This is a genomic window from Photobacterium alginatilyticum (genome assembly GCF_009910675.1).
Taxonomy (GTDB): Bacteria; Pseudomonadota; Gammaproteobacteria; order Enterobacterales; family Vibrionaceae; genus Photobacterium; species Photobacterium alginatilyticum.
The window spans coordinates 102,902-120,267 of the sequence record NZ_RSEJ01000019.1 but is presented as its reverse complement, the minus strand read 5'-3'; the positions used below and the strand labels follow the sequence as shown (position 1 = coordinate 120,267).

The following is a 17,366-nucleotide window of genomic DNA, read 5'->3' as shown; positions in this document are numbered from 1 at the left end:
ATATGGTGCCTCGAGGCGGAATCGAACCACCGACACGAGGATTTTCAATCCTCTGCTCTACCGACTGAGCTATCGAGGCAAAAGCAAAAGCGGTTAGGCTTTAACTTTTGCAATGCTGCTTTACGCAACAGTTGCTAATAAATGGTGCCGACTACCGGAGTCGAACTGGTGACCTACTGATTACAAGTCAGTTGCTCTACCTACTGAGCTAAGTCGGCACACTAAATGTGGCTCCCCCTGCGGGACTCGAACCTGCGACATACGGATTAACAGTCCGCCGTTCTACCAACTGAACTAAGGGGGAATTATTCTTTATCTAATACGACAAATTCGCACCGGATGAATAATGGTGCCTCGAGGCGGAATCGAACCACCGACACGAGGATTTTCAATCCTCTGCTCTACCGACTGAGCTATCGAGGCAAAAGCAGGATGGTTAAGTCTCTGCTTTGCAATAAATGGTGCCGACTACCGGAGTCGAACTGGTGACCTACTGATTACAAGTCAGTTGCTCTACCTACTGAGCTAAGTCGGCACACTTATTCTTGTTGTTTTCAAACCTGGGCTCAAAAACTAAATTTGGCTCCCCCTGCGGGACTCGAACCTGCGACATACGGATTAACAGTCCGCCGTTCTACCAACTGAACTAAGGGGGAATAGCTTTCGTTGCTTGCACCATTGTTCAAAAAAGAAGAATGGTGCCTCGAGGCGGAATCGAACCACCGACACGAGGATTTTCAATCCTCTGCTCTACCGACTGAGCTATCGAGGCAACGGAGCGCTATTAAACGGGTTTTCAGCCTGTTCGTCAACAACTTTTTTAATAAAAATGCCTGCTTGCTCGCTTTTTATACATGGGCGGCATTGGCGGCTATTTCATTGTCATCGCATCAGATTTTTCCCTGATTGAATTCCTTCTGGAAAGTCGTCACTTTCTGCAGATAACGCCTTGCCTCGGCTTTGGGGTGCTTATTGGTGAGCGCCCAGTAAACCTGGTTGGGTTTGAGGTTGTTGAGATCGTTCATTGCCCGCTTCCGATCACGGTGGAAGGTTTTTAAGACCCCGCCGGTACCACCGTTATAGGCCGAAATCATGCTGTAGTGCAGCGATAGCGGATCACGGACTTCCTTGAGGTAGCGGTTTCGCAGGATATAAAAATAGGCGGTACCGGTATCAATGTTCTTGGCCGGATCAAACAGGTATTCAGGCGAGGGCTTGCCTGATTTGTTTTTTACCAGCTTGAAAACATCGGCGCCCGCGGTGTTGGGAACGACCTGCATCAGGCCATAGGCATTGGCATGGCTGACGGCATAGGGGTTGAAGCTGCTCTCGGTCTTGATGATGGCATAGATCAGATCCTCGGGAATACCGTAGCGCCTTGAGGCATCACGAACAATACTGGCGTACTTGTAGCTTCGCTTGTTGGCGTGATCGGCAACCATTGGGATCTCGACATAATAAGCCTGCTGGTAACGAACCTTGCGCTTTTTCAGCCCGTTATTAATCAGGTAGTCGGCAAACTGGTTCGCTCGCCATGACCACTCGATAGGCTTGCCATCCTGATCAAGAACCTGGCCGTAGAGGAAAGGCTTGCCGTTGAAATCAATGCCCGAGTCTGAATACAAATCAACGCCGCCCGGGTTATCCGGGGTGAGTAGCGTGGTCGTAATGGCTTCTTTGAGATGGTTCTCCGGCTCTGTGGTGGCAACTGTCTCGACAATCACGACGCCGCGTACGAAATCGACATGAGCACGACTTTTGTAGCCATCGGTATATTTGACGTACTGGCGCTTGCCAGCCACCAGGGAGTCACTGTCCCCCCAGTAGCGCTTTACCTGGCCGCTGAAGTTGTTCATCAGGCGATCAAGGGCCGCTGCATCCTTGGTAAACTGGCCCGGCAGCGGGGCGAGGTTTTTGGCAAAGCGGTTGGTTGTGGTGTAGTCGACGTCGTAAAATTTTTCGACAAATTCGCGACTGCATCCGCTCAGCAGTAGAAGTGACAGTATAAGAGCGCGTTTTTTCATAGTTTCCGGTAAAAAAAAGACATCACTTGTTTGTTGGCAAATGATGTCATTATCTGACACTCCGGGTAAGCTTTTTATCCCGGAGAAGCGATTATTCGTGAAGTCAGGGCGATTACTACTCGCTCGGCGGCGTATAACCGTCGATGATCACATCCTGACCTTCAAACAGGAAGTTGACCATTTCTGTTTCCAGCAGCTTGCGGTGCTCCGGATCCATCATGTTCAGCTTCTTCTCGTTGATCAGCATGGTTTGCTTACCTTGCCACTCCGCCCAGGCTTCTTTCGAAATATTGTCGAAAATACGTTTACCCAGCTCGCCCGGATAAAGTTGGAAATCCAAACCTTCCGCTTCTTTTTTCAGACGGGCACAAAATACAGTACGGCTCATCGAGTGGCTCCTTAATCCTAACCTTCATGAGTACGTTGCTAGTTATACCAGAGTGCAGCTTGCGCTTCTATATTTCACCGAGAAAGGGGCACTTAGCCCTTACCTAGCCAGGGTTATTAGTGCTGTTTCAGCTCGTAATGCAAACTTTCCAGAATTTGCTGAACAGGCGCGGCCAGACCGACTTTGGGCGGCTGGTTGAGGTTGTACCACTGGCCCTTGCCGGACTCGCCAATCATATCTGGAATAGCACTGAGTGTGATTTTAACGGGCACAATATCGAGGTGATAGTGGCTAAAGGTATGGCGGAACGCATTGAGCTGCTCGGTGGCCTCGATGTTTTGGCCAGAAGAGCCAAGGCGCTGCTCGATAATACCGCCAAGATCCTGATGATCATTTTGCGGAAAACACCATAGCCCTCCCCAGATCCCGGCCGGTGGCCGCTGCTCGAGCCAGACTTCCTCGCCGCATTGAAAAATGGCAAACCAGGCCTGTTTTTCGGGCAGTGTTTTTTTCGGTTTCTTGCCGGGAAAGTCCATCTGGCGCTGCTGGACCTTGGCCTGACACATTTCGGCTACCGGGCATAACTCGCATTTTGGCTTGCTGCGGGTGCAGACCATTGCGCCCATATCCATCATTGCCTGGTTATAGCGCTCGACACCTGTTGCCGGGGTGTTTTTCTCGGCAATGTCCCACAGGGCATTTTCAACCGGCTTTTTCCCCGGCCAGCCCTCGATAGCATAACACCGGGCCAGGGTGCGTTTTACATTACCGTCGAGGATAGGGTGGTGTTGGTTGAGTGACAGGGATAGCACGGCACCGGCGGTCGAGCGGCCGATCCCCGGCAGGGCGATAACACTGTCGATATCGGTCGGGAATTCCCCGTTGTGCTCGGTCACAATAACCTGTGCGGCTTTGTGAAGGTTGCGGGCACGGGCGTAATAGCCGAGACCGGTCCATAAATGCAGCACCTCATCCTGCTCTGCAGCAGCGAGATCCTGAACGGTCGGGAAACGGGCAATAAAACGTTCGAAATACGGGATCACCGTGGCGACCTGGGTTTGCTGGAGCATGATCTCCGACAGCCAGACTTTGTAAGGGGTTTTGTTGAGCTGCCAAGGCAACGTTTTGCGGCCGAATTTGTCGTACCACGTCAAAATGGCCTCAGAGAAGGTATTAGTCACAGAAATTCGCTCACTTTACTTGTAGTGTGTTCGCCTGGTGATGCTGACGGCCTGTATCGGTTAAAATTGAGTCAGATCTGGCAATCACTTATACTTCCTGACACCGTGCAGTTCGCACCGCGGCGAAAGTTATTATTGGGTTTTATTGAGCGAGATTGCACCACAATCTGGGTATTGTCGCAATCGATAGACTTGAACTTAGCCTATAACTTTGGATAATGCCGTTCCGTTTCTTTTTTGTTTGGATAGTAAGCATGAGCGAAGTTTCAAAAAAGTCAGGTGAAGTGACCATGACTGAATTTACCGAAGACGGCAAACTGGTACGAAAAATTCGTAGCTTTGTCCGTCGTGAAGGCCGTTTAACCAAGGGCCAGGAGCTGGCGATGGAAAACAACTGGCCGACAATGGGTATTGACTTCGCTCAGGAACTAATCAACTGGAAAGAAGTGTTTAACCGCGAAGCACCGGTCGTACTGGAAATTGGTTTTGGTATGGGGGCCTCTCTGGTTGAAATGGCGAAGAATGCGCCAGAGAAGAACTATGTCGGTATCGAAGTACACAGCCCGGGTGTCGGTGCCTGTTTGATGGCAGCAGAAGAAGCCGGCCTGACAAACCTGCGCGTTATGTGCCACGACGGTGTCGAAGTGTTTGATCATATGATCCCGGATGGCAGCCTGGACATGGTTCAGCTGTTCTTCCCTGACCCTTGGCACAAGGCGCGTCACCACAAGCGCCGTATTGTTCAGCCTGAATTTGCACAAATGCTGCGTAAGAAGCTGAAAATCGGCGGCATTTTCCATATGGCGACAGACTGGGAAAACTATGCAGAGCACATGGTTGAAGTGATGAACGCGGCGCCAGGCTACCGCAATACGGCAACTGACGGTGATTACATTCCGCGTCCGGAAGATCGCCCTCTGACTAAATTTGAAGCTCGCGGCCACCGTTTGGGCCACGGCGTATGGGATATGAAGTTCGAACGAACTGAATAATTTCCCCGTTGACGGTTCGGCATTCGAACCGGGAACAACGAAAATCCAATGCAATTGAAGAAAAAGCCAGCCTCGTGTTGGCTTTTTTATCCTTGGAGAAAAAAATAATGAAGCCAACAGAAACGTTGCTCAGTGAGATTTTAGACGAAGTCAGGCCATTGATTGGCCAGGGTAAGGTCGCTAACTATATCCCGGCATTGGCCAAAGTGCCGGCAGATAAGCTGGGGATTGCAGTCTGCTATAACGATGGTGAAATTATTCAGGCCGGTGACAGCGAGGAAGGCTTCTCGATCCAGTCTATCTCCAAGGTATTGAGCCTGACAATGGCAATGACCCTGTACGAGCCCGATGAGATCTGGCAGCGCGTCGGCAAGGAGCCTTCGGGGCACGCCTTCAATTCCATGATCCAGCTTGAGCTGGAAAACGGCATTCCGCGCAACCCGTTTATCAATGCCGGGGCTTTGGTGGTGTCGGATCTGCTGCATAGTCGACTTTCTGCTCCCCAGTACCGGATGCTGGAACAGGTACGCGAACTGGCCTGCAATCCGCATATTGTCTATGACAAGGAGGTTGCGGGCTCCGAAATGCAGCACAGTGATCGCAATGCCTCTATTGCCTACCTGATGCGCTCATTCGGCAACTTTGAAAATGAAGTGATGCCGGTGCTGACCAATTACTTCAGCTATTGCGCTTTGAAGATGAGTTGCGTTGATTTGGCGAGGACATTTAGCTATCTGGCCAATAAAGGGCTTCCTTTAGGCGCGAAAAAAACGATCATCAGCCAGACTCAGAGTAAGCAAACCAATGCCTTGCTTGCGACCTGCGGGTTATATGACGGTGCCGGTGAGTTTGCCTATCGGGTGGGCATGCCGGGTAAGTCCGGAGTCGGTGGCGGTATTATCGCGATCGTGCCGGGTGAAATGTCGATTGCGGTATGGTCGCCGGAGCTGGATCCTTCCGGGAACTCACTGGCAGGAACTGCGGCACTGGAGTTGCTGGCAGAGAGAATTGGACGTTCTATTTTTTAACGGGTGATGGCGGCTTGCGATGAGCGGTGCATGCCCTGATTAATGGGGGATGCGTATGCGTAAGAGCCATTGTCACACAATAAGCCTGTGGTTTATTTTACTCGGCTTGTTAGCCAGCCCTAGCGTGATATCAGCGCCACTGTGCCAACCACAGTGGCATAATGCGATTACCTTGCAAGATAGCGAGATACGGCTTGAAAGTGGTGCTGATACGTTTCTGGTCAAGCCGAGCGGGCAGCTTTATTACGGTGTTCACAAGGTTAAGCTCAATGACCAGCAGCTTGCTGTGCTGGCCTCCTACCATCGCATGATGACCGACGATCTGCCCTATGTACTATCCCATTCTCAGTTTATTGATCAGGAGCTGTGTGATCGGGTTGCCAGGCGCCAGAAAAAAGAACATGAGATCCAGTCTTTGATCCCGGCGCTGAGGCAATGGCAGAGCGTGACTCTGGAGTAAGTTACTCCTCGTCGACGAAGGCGGCCAGCAGGTCATTGAGGAACAGCTTGCCCTGTTTGGTGATCTGCCACTCGCTGCCGTTATCGGTCAGGTAGTTTTCCCCCAGAGCCCAGTCTATCGAAGACTGAATCGCGTCTAACGGCAGGCCGGTACGCTCGACAAAGTCCTGTTTCGGACAGGACTCCAGCAGGCGAAAACGGTTCATGAAGAATTCAAATGGCCTTTCGCTATCCTCAACCTGAGTTTCCTGATCCAGATACGGCTTCTGCGGGTTCAGGTAGCCACGCGGGTGCTTGACCTTGACGGTTCGGGTTATTGTCCCGTCAGCAAAACTGATCTTGCCATGGGCGCCGCAGCCAATCCCGAGATAATCCCCGAAGCGCCAGTAGTTGAGGTTGTGACGGCATTGCAGGCCGGGCTTGCTATAGCCGGAAATCTCGTACTGGACATAGCTCGCTTCGGTCAGTAGCTGGTGGCCCTGTTCAAAGATATCCCACAGGTCGTCATCATCAGGCAGAGTCGGCGGCTTGGAGTAGAACAGGGTATTGGGCTCGATAGTGAGTTGGTACCAGGACAAGTGCGGTGGATTGAGGGCGATAGCCTGCTTGAGATCCGACAGAGCATCGTCAATCGACTGATCTGGCAGCCCGTGCATCAGGTCAATGTTAAAGCTGTTCAACCCGGCGTCAGTCGCCAGATTGGCTGCCCTGGTTGCTTCGTCGCTGCCATGGATACGGCCTAGACGCTTTAGCTTCTCGTCCTGGAAGCTCTGGATCCCGATTGAGATCCGGTTGACGCCGACCTCGCGGTAGGCAGTAAAACGCCCGGCTTCGATGGTACCCGGGTTGGCTTCCATGGTGATTTCAATATTCTCGCTGAACGGAATACGGACCTCGATTGCCTTTAGCAGACGGCCGATCTCCTCGGGGGAGATCAGGCTCGGTGTACCACCGCCGATAAAAATTGAATGCAGCGAACGGCTGTCTTCTGTCAGCCGATAGGCGGCCAGATCGGTGTCCAGATCCTCGATAAGGGCATCGATATAATCGAGCTCGGGGATCTCCGCTTTCAGGGCGTGCGAGTTAAAGTCACAGTAGGGACATTTCTGTACACACCATGGAATGTGGACATATAGGCTGAGTGGCGGTGGAACTAGCATTAGGCGTCCTTCAGGGCGGCAAAGAGTTTCTGCAGGGCTTTGCCGCGGTGTGAAAGCTGCTTCTTGCGGGCAGGCTCCAGCTCGGCGGAGGCGCACTGATCTTCCGGCACCCAGAAGACGGGATCATAGCCGAAGCCATTCTCGCCGTGGGCCTCGCTTAGGATGCTGCCTTCCCAGCTGCCGTGGCAAACCAGAGGTGTCGGATCATTTTCGTGACGCATCATAACCAGTACGCAGTGGAAGCGGGCTGTACGCTGCTCGGCAGGAACACCTTCCATCTCCTTCAGTAGTTTTTCCAGATTCTGCTGATCACTGGCATCTTCGCCGGCAAAGCGGGCTGAGTAGATACCCGGCGCGCCCTTGAGGTAATCCACTTCCAGGCCGGAGTCATCGGCAATGGCCGGCAGGCCTGTCTCCTTCGCGGCATGACGAGCTTTTATAATGGCATTTTCGATAAAGGTTGTGCCGGTTTCGGCAACCGAAGAAACGTTGTAGTCGCTCTGGGCGACGACATCAAACCCAAAGTCTGCAAGCAGGCTTGCCATTTCTTTTACTTTGCCCTGGTTGCCAGTGGCCAGTACTAGTTTGCTCATCATTGTTCCTCGGTGAATTCGTGCGGACTGATAATAACGGGGCGCTATGATAATACCAATCTGGCTCAGCCACCACTCAATTGAGCGCGGACTGTTTTCTGATAGCTTTGTTGTTTAGCTTCCTGATAATAAAAAAGGAGCCACTGGCTCCTTCCGGGTATGCGTGGCGGCGGCCTAGTCGACATAAAATGTCTGTTTGAATGCTATCTGGCCGCTGTTTCCGCCCTGGGAGACATCGATGGTAAAGCTGAAGCTCTCCTCGTTGGCATGGCTTAGCTCGGCAATATAGTAGATGGCAGAGCCTTCGCGAACCTCGCGGAAGGAGAGTTTCTTGATAGAGCCAAGCAGGTTCTTGGCCTGTCCGGACAAGACGGCAGTAACTGCTGGTTTGCCTTCCTGGGTTTTGTCCAGCACGGTGACATTGACAACGGCCGAGTAACGGCTGCGCTGAATGCGGTAGGTGTTGGCGACCTCGGGAGTCAGAAAGGTGGAAGGAAAGCTGGAGTAGTGGACTTCAAGGTTACCGATATTGGTTAGCTGTTCAGCATTAACGGGAAGGGCGGTAAAGAGTAGTGCTGATAATAAACATAAAATTCGAGTCATGATTTTATCCTTTTGGATACTCACCGGTTATTGATACGACCCCTATAGCCTGGTGGGTATTTCATTCTTTTTAGTATAGTCAGCTGATGATTGTTGTAGCAGCCCAGCCAGGCGGCTGAGCTGTAGGTTTGTTGAGTGCTTGAGTCTGCGAATGTTTACAGCAGATCAGAAACGATTGCGGGCGTTTCCCGCGGGGTCTCGATACGTACCTGTTTGTGGCGGCCGAGCTCGCCTTTTTCAATCACCACTTGCCCCTTGGCAACCCGGAACTGCTTGGCCAGGTATTTGGTAAGATGAGCATTGGCCTTGCCGTCGACCGGCGGGGCGGTAATGGCAACTTTGAGCTCGTCGCCATGAAGGCCGACGATTTGGTCCCGGCTGGCTTTGGGTTGAATATACAGCCGGATCACCAAATCGTCTCCGCTGCGAGTTATCGCATTCAGACTCATAGCTGGTGCCAGATCGGACCGATGATATCGCCCATCAGGAAGTTGGCAAACTGCAGGCCGATAAACAGAACCAGAACACTCAGATCCAGGCCGCCCATTGCCGGAATAATACGGCGGATAGGGGCTGTCATCGGCTCGGTCAGCTGGTGCATGACGTATTCAACCGGGCTGCGGCCCTGGCTGACCCAGCTCAGAATTGCGCGTAGCAGCAGTACCCAGAATAGCAGACCACCGGCAGCTTTTAGCAGCGCCAGGGCGCCAACCCACAAGAAGTCAGGACTGAATGCCATGCCGCCGCCAGTCAGTACTAGCTGGAGAATGACAAACTTGGCGATGCTAAGGACATAGGCAAACAGCAGCGTGGCAAGATCCAGCGAGCCAATCGACGGGATAATACGACGCAGCGGCGCGACAACCGGCTGGGTTGCCTTGACGATAAACTGGGAGAACGGGTTATAGAAATCTGCCCGAGCCCACTGGAGCCAGATCCGTAGCAATACAACCATGATGTAGAGGTCAAATAGGGTACTGACCAGAAAACCAATTGAATTCATAACTAAACCTTAAAATAATTTTTCCATTTCTTCAGCGCGGGAAATCGCAGCACGCATTGCTTTGGCTACGGTATCACTAAGTTGGTGTTCGTTAAACGTCCGCAGTGCTTCTGCCGTGGTTCCACCTTTGGATGTTACCTGCTCGCGCAAGGTTGCCAGCTCGGTATCCGGGTTGGCAACCACCATTTCTGCAGCTCCTGCTGCAGACTGCTGGACCAGCAGACGGGCTGTCTGCGGATCGAAGCCCTGTCTGATGGCTTCGGCCTGCATCGCTTCCATAAACAGGAAGAAGTAGGCAGGGGCACTGCCTGCTGCCGCTATAATACCGTTAATTCCCGATTCCTGCTCTACCCAGCACACTTCGCCGACAGCTCGCATTAAGTTTTCGGCAAAGGCCTTGTCTGCTGTTGATACTGTGGTTGTGGCAAACATACCGCTCATGCCTTTGCCAATAAGCGATGGCGTATTGGGCATTACCCTGACGAGATCGAGCTCGGTCGCTAGCATTTCGTTAAGGCGCCGGGCGGAGATGCCCGCTGCGATTGAGATCACCAGCTTACCGGTCAGGTCGATGCCCTGTAGCGGGCGGCAGACCTCTTCCATCAGCTGTGGCTTGACGGCCAGCACGATCACCTCGGTCTGTTCGGCTGCCAGCAGGTTGTCGTCACCGGTGTGGATACCGTAGTCGCGGGCAAGCGGTTCACGGCGAGCCGGTCCCGGCGCGGTGGCGGTGATCTTGTCGGCAGGGTAGCCGCTGCATACCAGCCCGGCAATGATAGAGCGGGCCATATTGCCGGCACCGATAAAAGCGATTGAACGTTGTTCCATGTAGAGTCCTTGTCAAATAGTCCTGAGAGCCATTTACTGTTTAGTGCCGTAGTCACGTGCGCCGAAGATCGCGGTGCCGATACGGACAATGCTACTGCCTGCAGCGATGGCGGCTTCCATATCGCCGCTCATGCCCATTGACAGGGTATCGAGCTGCGGATGTTTGCCTTGTAATGCCTTCTGGGCCTCGGCCAATGCATGAAATGCTGCATATTGGCTATCATAGTCATCCGCCTTTTGCGGAATGGACATCAGTCCGCGCAGCACGATGTTGGGCATGGCGGCAATTTCGTCGGCCAGTGTGGCTAACTCGTCAAAGGCAACGCCGGATTTGCTGGCCTCGGCGCTGGTATTGACCTGCAATAGTATATTTAATGGTGGCATATTTTCCGGGCGTTGCTCACTGAGACGACGGGCGATTTTTGCCCGGTCGACTGAGTGCACCCAGTCAAAATGCTCGGCAATCTGCCGGGTTTTGTTTGACTGGATAGGACCGATAAAATGCCAGCTAAGTTTGTCAGCCTGCGGGCTGGTGGCAAAGTGCTGTACCTTTTCGACACCTTCCTGGACATAGTTTTCGCCAAACGCAAATTGTCCCGCATCGATGGCTTCTTCGATGGCGACAATAGGTTTGGTCTTGCTTACCGCCAGTAACTGCACGGAATCGGCTGTCCGGCCGCATTTTTCTGTTGCCGAGGTTATCTGGGAGATGACCTGCTCAATGTTTTGTTTGATACTACTCATAATCGATTCTGTGGGGAAAATTTATGGATATCACCGAACTACTGGACTTTAGTGTAAAGCATAATGCCTCTGATCTGCACCTTTCTGCGGGTGTTCCGCCAATGATCAGGGTTGACGGTGAAGTCAGAAAACTAAGCTTACCAGCATTGGAGCATGGAGAGGTACACCGGTTGGTGTTCGATATCATGACTGATGCCCAGCGCAGGGAGTATGAAGAGAAGCTGGAAGTGGACTTTTCGTTCGAACTGCCGAAAGTTGGCCGTTTCCGTGTTAATGCGTTTCAGCAGTCCCGGGGAAGCGCGGCGGTATTTCGAACTATCCCAATTCATATTCCTTCGCTGGACTCGCTTAATGTGCCCGAGGTGTTTTACAAAATTGCCCAGTGCCAGCGGGGCCTGGTGCTGGTGACCGGAGCCACAGGCTCGGGTAAGTCTACAACTATCGCGGCCTTGGTCGACTATATCAACGCCAACTACAACCGGCATATTCTGACGATTGAAGATCCGGTGGAGTTTGTCCATAGCGGCAAGCGCTGCCTGATCAACCAGCGCGAGGTTCACCGCGATACGCACAGTTTCCACAATGCGCTGCGGTCTTCATTGCGTGAAGATCCTGATGTTATTGTGGTCGGGGAGCTGAGGGACAGGGAAACGATCAGCCTGGCGCTGACAGCCGCCGAAACCGGGCATTTGGTACTTGGGACCTTGCATACTAGCTCGGCAGCCAAGACGGTGGACCGGATCATTGATGTTTTCCCCGGCAATGACAAGGCGATGGTTCGCTCGATGCTGTCGGAGTCACTGCGGGCGGTGGTATCGCAGAACCTGCTTAAGTGCGTCAGTGGCGGCCGGGTGGCAGCCCACGAGGTGATGATGGCGACGCCGGCGATTCGCAACCTGATCCGGGAAGACAAGGTTGCCCAGATGTACTCGATGATCCAGACCGGCTCTGCGATGGGGATGCAGACGATGGAGCAGAGTGTCAAAATGCTGGTCGCGCAGGGAATTGTAGAGTCTGAAGAAGGACGCCGTGTTGTCGACAGTAGTCTCGCCTAGCGCGTCCGTATTAGCGAAATAAAAGGAAAGGTAATGAACTTACAGCAGATCCTTGAGGAAGTGGTACGTTGCAAGGCCTCTGATCTCTACATTACGGTAGACTCCCCGTGCTTGCTGCGGGTGGACGGAAAACTTCAACCACTGGGAGAAAGCCTGGATCGCGACGCTGTTGATCGATTGTTTGATGAGGCGATGGATCCGGAACAGCGACAGGACTTCACCACGAGCCGGGAGGCAAATTTTGCCCTGGTACGCGGTGAGTGGCGCTTTCGTGTCAGTGCTTTTTGGCAGCGTGAGCTACCGGGTATGGTTGTGCGGCGGATTGAGACAGATATCCCCGATTTATTCTCGCTGAACCTGCCGATGGATATGCAGAAAATGGCGCTGGCCAAGCGTGGCCTGGTCTTGGTTGTCGGTGCAACCGGATCGGGCAAGTCGACCTCGATGGCGGCGATGACCGGTTATCGTAATAAAAATCGCAGCGGGCATATCTTGACTGTCGAGGATCCGATTGAGTTTGTCCACAAGCATGAACGCTGCATTGTGACCCAGCGTGAAGTGGGGCTCGATACCGAAAGTTATGATGTCGCCTTGAAGAACTCTTTGCGCCAGGCGCCGGATATGATCCTGATCGGTGAAATCAGGACTCCCGAGACCATGGAGTATGCAATGAACTTTGCCGAAACCGGGCACCTGTGCATGGCAACCTTGCATGCCAACAACGCCAACCAGGCTCTGGAGCGGATTCTGCATTTGGTGCCCAAGGAGCGTCGGGAGCAGTTTTTGTTTGATCTGTCCCTGAACCTCAAGTGTATTCTTGCCCAGCAGTTGATCCCGGATGCCAAGGGTATCGGCCGCCATGGTGCTTTTGAGCTCTTGATCAATACTCCTCGGATTGCTGACTTGATCCGCCGGGGTGAATTGCATGAGATCAAAGAGGCGATGTCCAAGTCCAGTGAGTCGGGCATGATGACATTCGATCAGTCGCTGTACGAGTTGTTTAGAGAGGGCAAGATCACCGAGCAGGATGCGCTTCACCATGCCGACTCGGCCAACGATCTGCGTCTGATGATCAAGGTCGGCTGCAAGAACCAGCAGGGCAGTAATACCCTTGATGGGGTGACTGTCGATATGGGGTAACGCCCGGCAGAAAAAAGAACACTATGTAGAAAAAGCGTTGGGGCTCCTATGATCCTAACGCTTTTTTATTGCACAAGATCTCTACTTATTTGATCTTAAAAACTTTTATGGTTAATCGGCTGTGTTGGTATGCAGCTTGTTGAGCTTTTGGGTTCCAAGTGTCAAAAAGCTGTACAGGCTGATCAGGCCTTATCCTGTACGGGATAAGATCTTGGCGGATCTCTCTTGCTAAGAAGGTGACAGCTATTGGGTGGAAAAAGCTAAAAAAGGTGTACGATAGGTTCTAGGACCTAGGAAAACAAGATCCGAGAAAGAGCAAGAATATGCCAGTTTCCTGCTCGTTTTGAATCCTGCGTGCTGGAGCCCTGGCCCCTTTTAACCATACTGGCGTTCAAACCAGCTTTCGAGGATCACGACGGCTGACTGAGAGTCGATATTGCCTTTGCTGAGCGAGCGGTAACCACCGCGATCAAACAGCTCTGACCGGGCTTCAACGGTGCTCAGGCGCTCATCATGAAGTTCAACCTGGCAGCCGAAGCGACCATGAAGGCGGTTGGCGAACTTTTTCGCCCGTGGGGTGATGGCCTCAAGTTCGCCGCCTTCCAAATCTAGCGGCAGGCCGACGACAACCAGATCCGGTTGCCATTCGTTGAGGATCTTCTCGATAGCATCCCAGCTCGGGATACCGTCTTTGGCTTTTAGTGCGGCAAGGGGAGTGGCTGTGCCTGTCAGCTCCTGGCCAATCGCGACACCAATACTTTTGGTGCCATAGTCAAATGCTAATACGCTGCGTGAGTTACTCATGCATGTCCTGTATCAATAGAAAGGTGGGCCGAGTTTATGCCGAGCTGGGCAACAGCTTTGTCCCAGCGCTCGTTGACCGGGGTGTTGAAAACAACGTCCGGATCGGCTTCAGTGGTTAACCAGGTATTTTCAGCCAGCTCCTGCTCAAGCTGTCCGGCCGTCCATCCGGCATAGCCGAGTGCGACCAGAAACTTCTCCGGTGCCTCGCTGGTACCGAGTAGCGGCAAGATGTCCTTGGAGGTGGTGACCGATACCTGTTCGGTAATGTTGATACTTGAGTCGAATCGACCTTCTTGCAGGTGCAAGTGAAGAACGAAACCGCGATCGCCGGATACCGGGCCACCATTGAATACGGGTTGCTCAAGGCTTGCCGGATTGTTTACCGGTAGCTCACGCTCAACATCAATTTGCTCCAGCATATTGCCTACAGAAATATCGATAGGCAGGTTAATGACAATACCCATGGCACCATCGTCATTATGCTCGCAGACATAGATAACACTGCCCTTGAAATTCGGATCCTGCATGCTGGGCATGGCAACCAGAAAATGATTAGTCAGATTCATTCGTGTGCACCTACAACATATCCTGTTACTTACAGTATGCCGATAATTTGTTAGAAATGGTATTTACGTCTTGTACGTAATATGTCGGGATACGTAAAAAAACGCAGCCCAGTTTATAGGCTGCGTTTATATTATCGAGGCTAATTATGCGTTTACACGGCGCTCAATGGCATCTATCAGCTTGCCGGTAATCGAGATATCATAAGCGGCTTCGATTTCACGAATACACGTTGGGCTGGTGACGTTGATCTCGGTAAGCTTGTCACCGATAACATCAAGGCCGACAAAGATCAGGCCTTTTTCTTTTAGCACCGGAGCAACGGTTTCAGCGATTTTACGATCGGTCTCGCTGATCGGACGGGCTTCGCCCCGGCCGCCTGCTGCCAGGTTACCTCGGGTCTCGCCTTTGGCCGGGATCCGGGCCAGGCAATATGGCATTGGCTCGCCGTCGACCACCAGAATACGTTTGTCACCGTTGCTGATATCCGGCACAAAGGTTTGTGCCATACAGTAGTTCTGGCCGTGGCTGGTCAGCGTCTCGATGATCACCGAGACATTCGGATCGTTTTTCATTACCCGGAAGACGGATGAGCCGCCCATACCGTCAAGGGGCTTCAGGATCACATCGCCGTGCTCCTGGTGGAACGCCTTGATCTTGTCGGCACTGCGGGTGACGACGGTGGTCGGCGTCAGATCCGGGAACCAGGCCGTAAACAGCTTTTCATTGCAGTCACGCAGGCTGCGGGGCTCGTTGACGATCAGGGCGCCTTCGCTTTCGGCACGCTCAAGAATATAGGTTGCATAAATATACTCGGTATCAAAAGGCGGATCTTTGCGCATCAGTACGGCATCCAACTCAGACAGGGAGATTTCCTGCTCGTTGTGAAATTCGTACCAGCCATTTGGATCTTCTTTCAGGCTAACCACACGGGTACGGGCAACGGCCTTGCCTTGTTCCAGTGAGAGGTCGTTCATTTCCATATAATGGATTTCCCAGCCACGACGCTGCGCTTCCATCATCATGGCAAAGCTGGAATCTTTTTTAATGTTGATGGATTCAATCGGATCCATCACGATACCCAGTTTGATCATTTCTTTCTCCTAGTCTGTCGTTGGCCTGGTTAGCCTAAGTCGCCAAAGCGGACTTGTAAGGCGGTGATTGCTGTCATCGCCGTGGTTTCGGTACGCAGAACTCGCGGGCCGAGTAATATTTCATCGAATTGGTACTGCTCTGTCATACCGATTTCTTCGGCCGACAGGCCACCTTCCGGCCCGATCAGCAATCGCACCTTGGTAACGGGTTCCGGCAAAGTGTTTATTGAGTAACTGGCACGAGGGTGCAGGTTCAGCTTGAGTCCGTCATAGTCTTCTGCACACCAGTCTTCCAGCTTCATGACCGGACGGATTTCCGGCACGGTATTACGGCCGCACTGCTCACAGGCACTGACAGCGATTTTCTGCCACTGGGCCAGTTTTTTCTCAAAACGCTCGGCATTCAGCTTGACCCCGCAGCGCTCGGAAATCAGCGGAGTAATCGTCATTACACCCAGCTCGACCGATTTTTGGATGGTGAACTCCATTTTCTCACCCCGCGAGATGACCTGGCCAAGGTGGATATTCAGCGGCGATTCGACACTGTTCTCGCGACGGCTTTGGATGTCGACTTCAACGCTTTTTTTGCTGGCGTTGGTGATCACCGCGGGAAACTCGGCATCACTGCCGTCAAACAGCAGCACTTCCTGGCCTGCCTGCATACGCATGACACGGCCGACGTGGTTGGCGGCATCATCGCTGAGCAAAACCTTTCCCTGTTCAGGAAGTCGCTCAGGGTGGTAAATACGTGGGATTCTCATGGCTATCTCAATAACCTGTTAGTTATTATCTCGCTGCATTATATCAACTCTGGTTGTGAATGCAGGTGAGAGTTCAGTGTCATTAAATAGTACATGGATGCCGGAAGGTGAAATTACAAGGTTGGGAAAGGATTTCTTGCCGGTAAAACAGTATTACCAGACGAGGGGTAATACTGTTTTTATCGATAAAGGAATAAGCGACTATAGCCCTTGATCCTGACAGGCACGAAGCACATAAGGGTTGTTGTTATACTGAATATCGGCAATCCTTCTGTCGCGCTCGCATTCCCAGGCCGTGACGGGATATTGCCTGTTCCAGGCTTCCATGAGTTGGCGTTGCTGGCTCGACAGGCGGAAGGGGTATTCGTCGCTCATATACAGGTAGATCCGCGCAATAGCCCCGCGTGTTGAGGCCGGAGGATCGGCTCGGCGGGCTTTAAAATCAACTTTCATTTCGCACTGGCCGTAATGAGCGCCCTGTTGCCCGTTCCAGGGACGGAAGTTGTAGTTCGAGCGGTCGCCGTTGACCTCTCCGACGGTCGGCGTCAGGTTATGAAGGTCGGCTTCCATTACGCGGAATTTAGGATCTTTGCCGCAATTTCTGCGACCGCCATCTTGCCAGCATTGTAGCTGGTGCCCGAACTGCCAGGCCGGAACAACGTGTTCCCATTCGATACGGCTGGCTCGTTTTTGCTGTTTGCGTACCTGGTAGCCGCAACTCTCTAAGTCCGGAATGCCTTTTTTGCCGTGCCATTCGATGTCGCAGCCGCAGTAGAAGCTGACAGGGTGATCCTGGTAAATACCGACCGCGATTTTCTTTGCTTTGCTAAACGAAGAGGGGGGAGCTGCCAGAACGATGGCCGGAAACAGGAACCCGAGGCCGAGCCACTTAAAATTACACTGCATATGACGTCTTATTGTTAGAACTCTATCTGACAAGACTAT

General features: G+C 52.5%; 20 protein-coding genes and 7 tRNA genes. 5 read left to right on the top strand and 22 right to left on the bottom strand.

The genetic code is table 11. The features are described from left to right. Positions 1 to 3: 3 nt before the first annotated feature. The 10 genes from EIZ48_RS18035 to mutY form a co-directional block, all read right to left on the bottom strand. A tRNA-Phe gene (locus tag EIZ48_RS18035) sits at positions 4 to 79 on the bottom strand. Positions 80 to 142: 63 nt separating this feature from the next. Beyond that, a tRNA-Thr gene (locus EIZ48_RS18030) sits at positions 143 to 218 on the bottom strand. A 10-nt stretch (positions 219 to 228) separates the two neighbouring features. After that, positions 229 to 304 (bottom strand) — tRNA-Asn (locus tag EIZ48_RS18025). Between the two features lie 43 nt (positions 305 to 347). Further along, a tRNA-Phe gene (locus EIZ48_RS18020) sits at positions 348 to 423 on the bottom strand. 36 nt (positions 424 to 459) lie between these two features. Then, positions 460 to 535, bottom strand: a tRNA-Thr gene (locus EIZ48_RS18015). 45 nt (positions 536 to 580) lie between these two features. Next, positions 581 to 656, bottom strand: a tRNA-Asn gene (locus EIZ48_RS18010). A gap of 40 nt (positions 657 to 696) precedes the next feature. After that, positions 697 to 772 (bottom strand) — tRNA-Phe (locus tag EIZ48_RS18005). Between the two features lie 118 nt (positions 773 to 890). Further along, the gene (gene mltC, locus EIZ48_RS18000; RefSeq protein ID WP_160654307.1) at positions 891 to 2,024 is read right to left on the bottom strand and encodes a membrane-bound lytic murein transglycosylase MltC; all 1,134 of its coding nucleotides are present in this window, start codon (positions 2,022 to 2,024) and stop codon (positions 891 to 893) included. Positions 2,025 to 2,139: 115 nt separating this feature from the next. Continuing rightward, entirely contained in the window at positions 2,140 to 2,412 is a 273-nt protein-coding gene (locus tag EIZ48_RS17995; RefSeq protein WP_075763156.1) for an oxidative damage protection protein, read from the bottom strand. Positions 2,413 to 2,528: 116 nt separating this feature from the next. Beyond that, a complete protein-coding gene (gene mutY, locus EIZ48_RS17990) occupies positions 2,529 to 3,593 on the bottom strand; it encodes an A/G-specific adenine glycosylase (RefSeq protein ID WP_160654303.1) in 1,065 nt (354 codons plus the stop codon). A gap of 254 nt (positions 3,594 to 3,847) precedes the next feature. On the opposite strand from mutY, the gene trmB reads away from it, so the two are divergent. The 3 genes from trmB (at position 3,848) to EIZ48_RS17975 (ending at position 6,073) form a co-directional block, all read left to right on the top strand. Next, positions 3,848 to 4,585 carry a tRNA (guanosine(46)-N7)-methyltransferase TrmB gene (trmB, locus tag EIZ48_RS17985; RefSeq protein ID WP_160654300.1) on the top strand — a complete coding sequence of 246 codons (738 nt, stop codon included), beginning with the start codon at positions 3,848 to 3,850 and terminating at the stop codon, positions 4,583 to 4,585. A 107-nt stretch (positions 4,586 to 4,692) separates the two neighbouring features. Continuing rightward, a complete protein-coding gene (gene glsB, locus EIZ48_RS17980) occupies positions 4,693 to 5,613 on the top strand; it encodes a glutaminase B (protein WP_075763166.1) in 921 nt (306 codons plus the stop codon). Between the two features lie 55 nt (positions 5,614 to 5,668). Then, positions 5,669 to 6,073, top strand: coding sequence for a YggN family protein (locus EIZ48_RS17975; RefSeq protein WP_160654297.1), 405 nt, complete (start codon positions 5,669 to 5,671; stop codon positions 6,071 to 6,073). 1 nt (position 6,074) lies between these two features. Here the strand turns inward: EIZ48_RS17975 and hemW are convergent, their stop codons facing one another. From hemW to EIZ48_RS17940, 7 genes are all read right to left on the bottom strand, one after another. Continuing rightward, the gene (gene hemW / locus EIZ48_RS17970; protein WP_160654294.1) at positions 6,075 to 7,232 is read right to left on the bottom strand and encodes a radical SAM family heme chaperone HemW; all 1,158 of its coding nucleotides are present in this window, start codon (positions 7,230 to 7,232) and stop codon (positions 6,075 to 6,077) included. Further along, positions 7,232 to 7,825, bottom strand: coding sequence for an XTP/dITP diphosphatase (locus tag EIZ48_RS17965; RefSeq protein WP_160654291.1), 594 nt, complete (start codon positions 7,823 to 7,825; stop codon positions 7,232 to 7,234). The genes hemW and EIZ48_RS17965 overlap by 1 nt, the downstream gene beginning before the upstream one ends. A gap of 174 nt (positions 7,826 to 7,999) precedes the next feature. After that, entirely contained in the window at positions 8,000 to 8,428 is a 429-nt protein-coding gene (locus EIZ48_RS17960; protein ID WP_160654288.1) for a DUF4426 domain-containing protein, read from the bottom strand. Positions 8,429 to 8,583: 155 nt separating this feature from the next. Next, entirely contained in the window at positions 8,584 to 8,877 is a 294-nt protein-coding gene (gene yggU / locus EIZ48_RS17955) for a DUF167 family protein YggU (protein WP_205298601.1), read from the bottom strand. Then, a complete protein-coding gene (locus EIZ48_RS17950) occupies positions 8,874 to 9,431 on the bottom strand; it encodes a YggT family protein (protein WP_160654285.1) in 558 nt (185 codons plus the stop codon). The genes yggU and EIZ48_RS17950 overlap by 4 nt, the downstream gene beginning before the upstream one ends. A 9-nt stretch (positions 9,432 to 9,440) precedes the next feature. Continuing rightward, positions 9,441 to 10,259: a pyrroline-5-carboxylate reductase gene (gene proC / locus EIZ48_RS17945; protein WP_160654282.1), complete on the bottom strand. Its 819-nt coding sequence runs from the start codon at positions 10,257 to 10,259 to the stop codon at positions 9,441 to 9,443. A gap of 33 nt (positions 10,260 to 10,292) precedes the next feature. Beyond that, the gene (locus tag EIZ48_RS17940; RefSeq protein WP_160654279.1) at positions 10,293 to 11,003 is read right to left on the bottom strand and encodes a YggS family pyridoxal phosphate-dependent enzyme; all 711 of its coding nucleotides are present in this window, start codon (positions 11,001 to 11,003) and stop codon (positions 10,293 to 10,295) included. Between the two features lie 23 nt (positions 11,004 to 11,026). Here EIZ48_RS17940 and EIZ48_RS17935 point away from each other — a divergent pair, with 23 nt between their 5' ends. After that, positions 11,027 to 12,058 carry a type IV pilus twitching motility protein PilT gene (locus EIZ48_RS17935; RefSeq protein WP_075763146.1) on the top strand — a complete coding sequence of 344 codons (1,032 nt, stop codon included), beginning with the start codon at positions 11,027 to 11,029 and terminating at the stop codon, positions 12,056 to 12,058. A gap of 33 nt (positions 12,059 to 12,091) precedes the next feature. After that, entirely contained in the window at positions 12,092 to 13,198 is a 1,107-nt protein-coding gene (locus tag EIZ48_RS17930; RefSeq protein ID WP_160654275.1) for a PilT/PilU family type 4a pilus ATPase, read from the top strand. A 375-nt stretch (positions 13,199 to 13,573) separates the two neighbouring features. Here EIZ48_RS17930 and ruvX read toward each other — a convergent pair whose 3' ends face one another. From ruvX to endA, 5 genes are all read right to left on the bottom strand, one after another. Beyond that, entirely contained in the window at positions 13,574 to 14,002 is a 429-nt protein-coding gene (gene ruvX / locus EIZ48_RS17925; RefSeq protein ID WP_075763144.1) for a Holliday junction resolvase RuvX, read from the bottom strand. Then, positions 13,999 to 14,568: a YqgE/AlgH family protein gene (locus tag EIZ48_RS17920; protein ID WP_160654272.1), complete on the bottom strand. Its 570-nt coding sequence runs from the start codon at positions 14,566 to 14,568 to the stop codon at positions 13,999 to 14,001. Before EIZ48_RS17920 ends, ruvX begins: the two co-directional genes overlap by 4 nt. 144 nt (positions 14,569 to 14,712) lie before the next feature. After that, positions 14,713 to 15,660 (bottom strand): glutathione synthase, encoded by a 948-nt coding sequence (gene gshB / locus EIZ48_RS17915; protein ID WP_160654269.1) that lies wholly within the window; start codon positions 15,658 to 15,660, stop codon positions 14,713 to 14,715. 29 nt (positions 15,661 to 15,689) lie between these two features. Then, a complete protein-coding gene (gene rsmE / locus EIZ48_RS17910) occupies positions 15,690 to 16,421 on the bottom strand; it encodes a 16S rRNA (uracil(1498)-N(3))-methyltransferase (protein WP_160654266.1) in 732 nt (243 codons plus the stop codon). Between the two features lie 201 nt (positions 16,422 to 16,622). Further along, positions 16,623 to 17,327 (bottom strand): deoxyribonuclease I, encoded by a 705-nt coding sequence (gene endA, locus EIZ48_RS17905; protein WP_160654263.1) that lies wholly within the window; start codon positions 17,325 to 17,327, stop codon positions 16,623 to 16,625. Between the last annotated feature and the right edge of the window lie 39 nt (positions 17,328 to 17,366).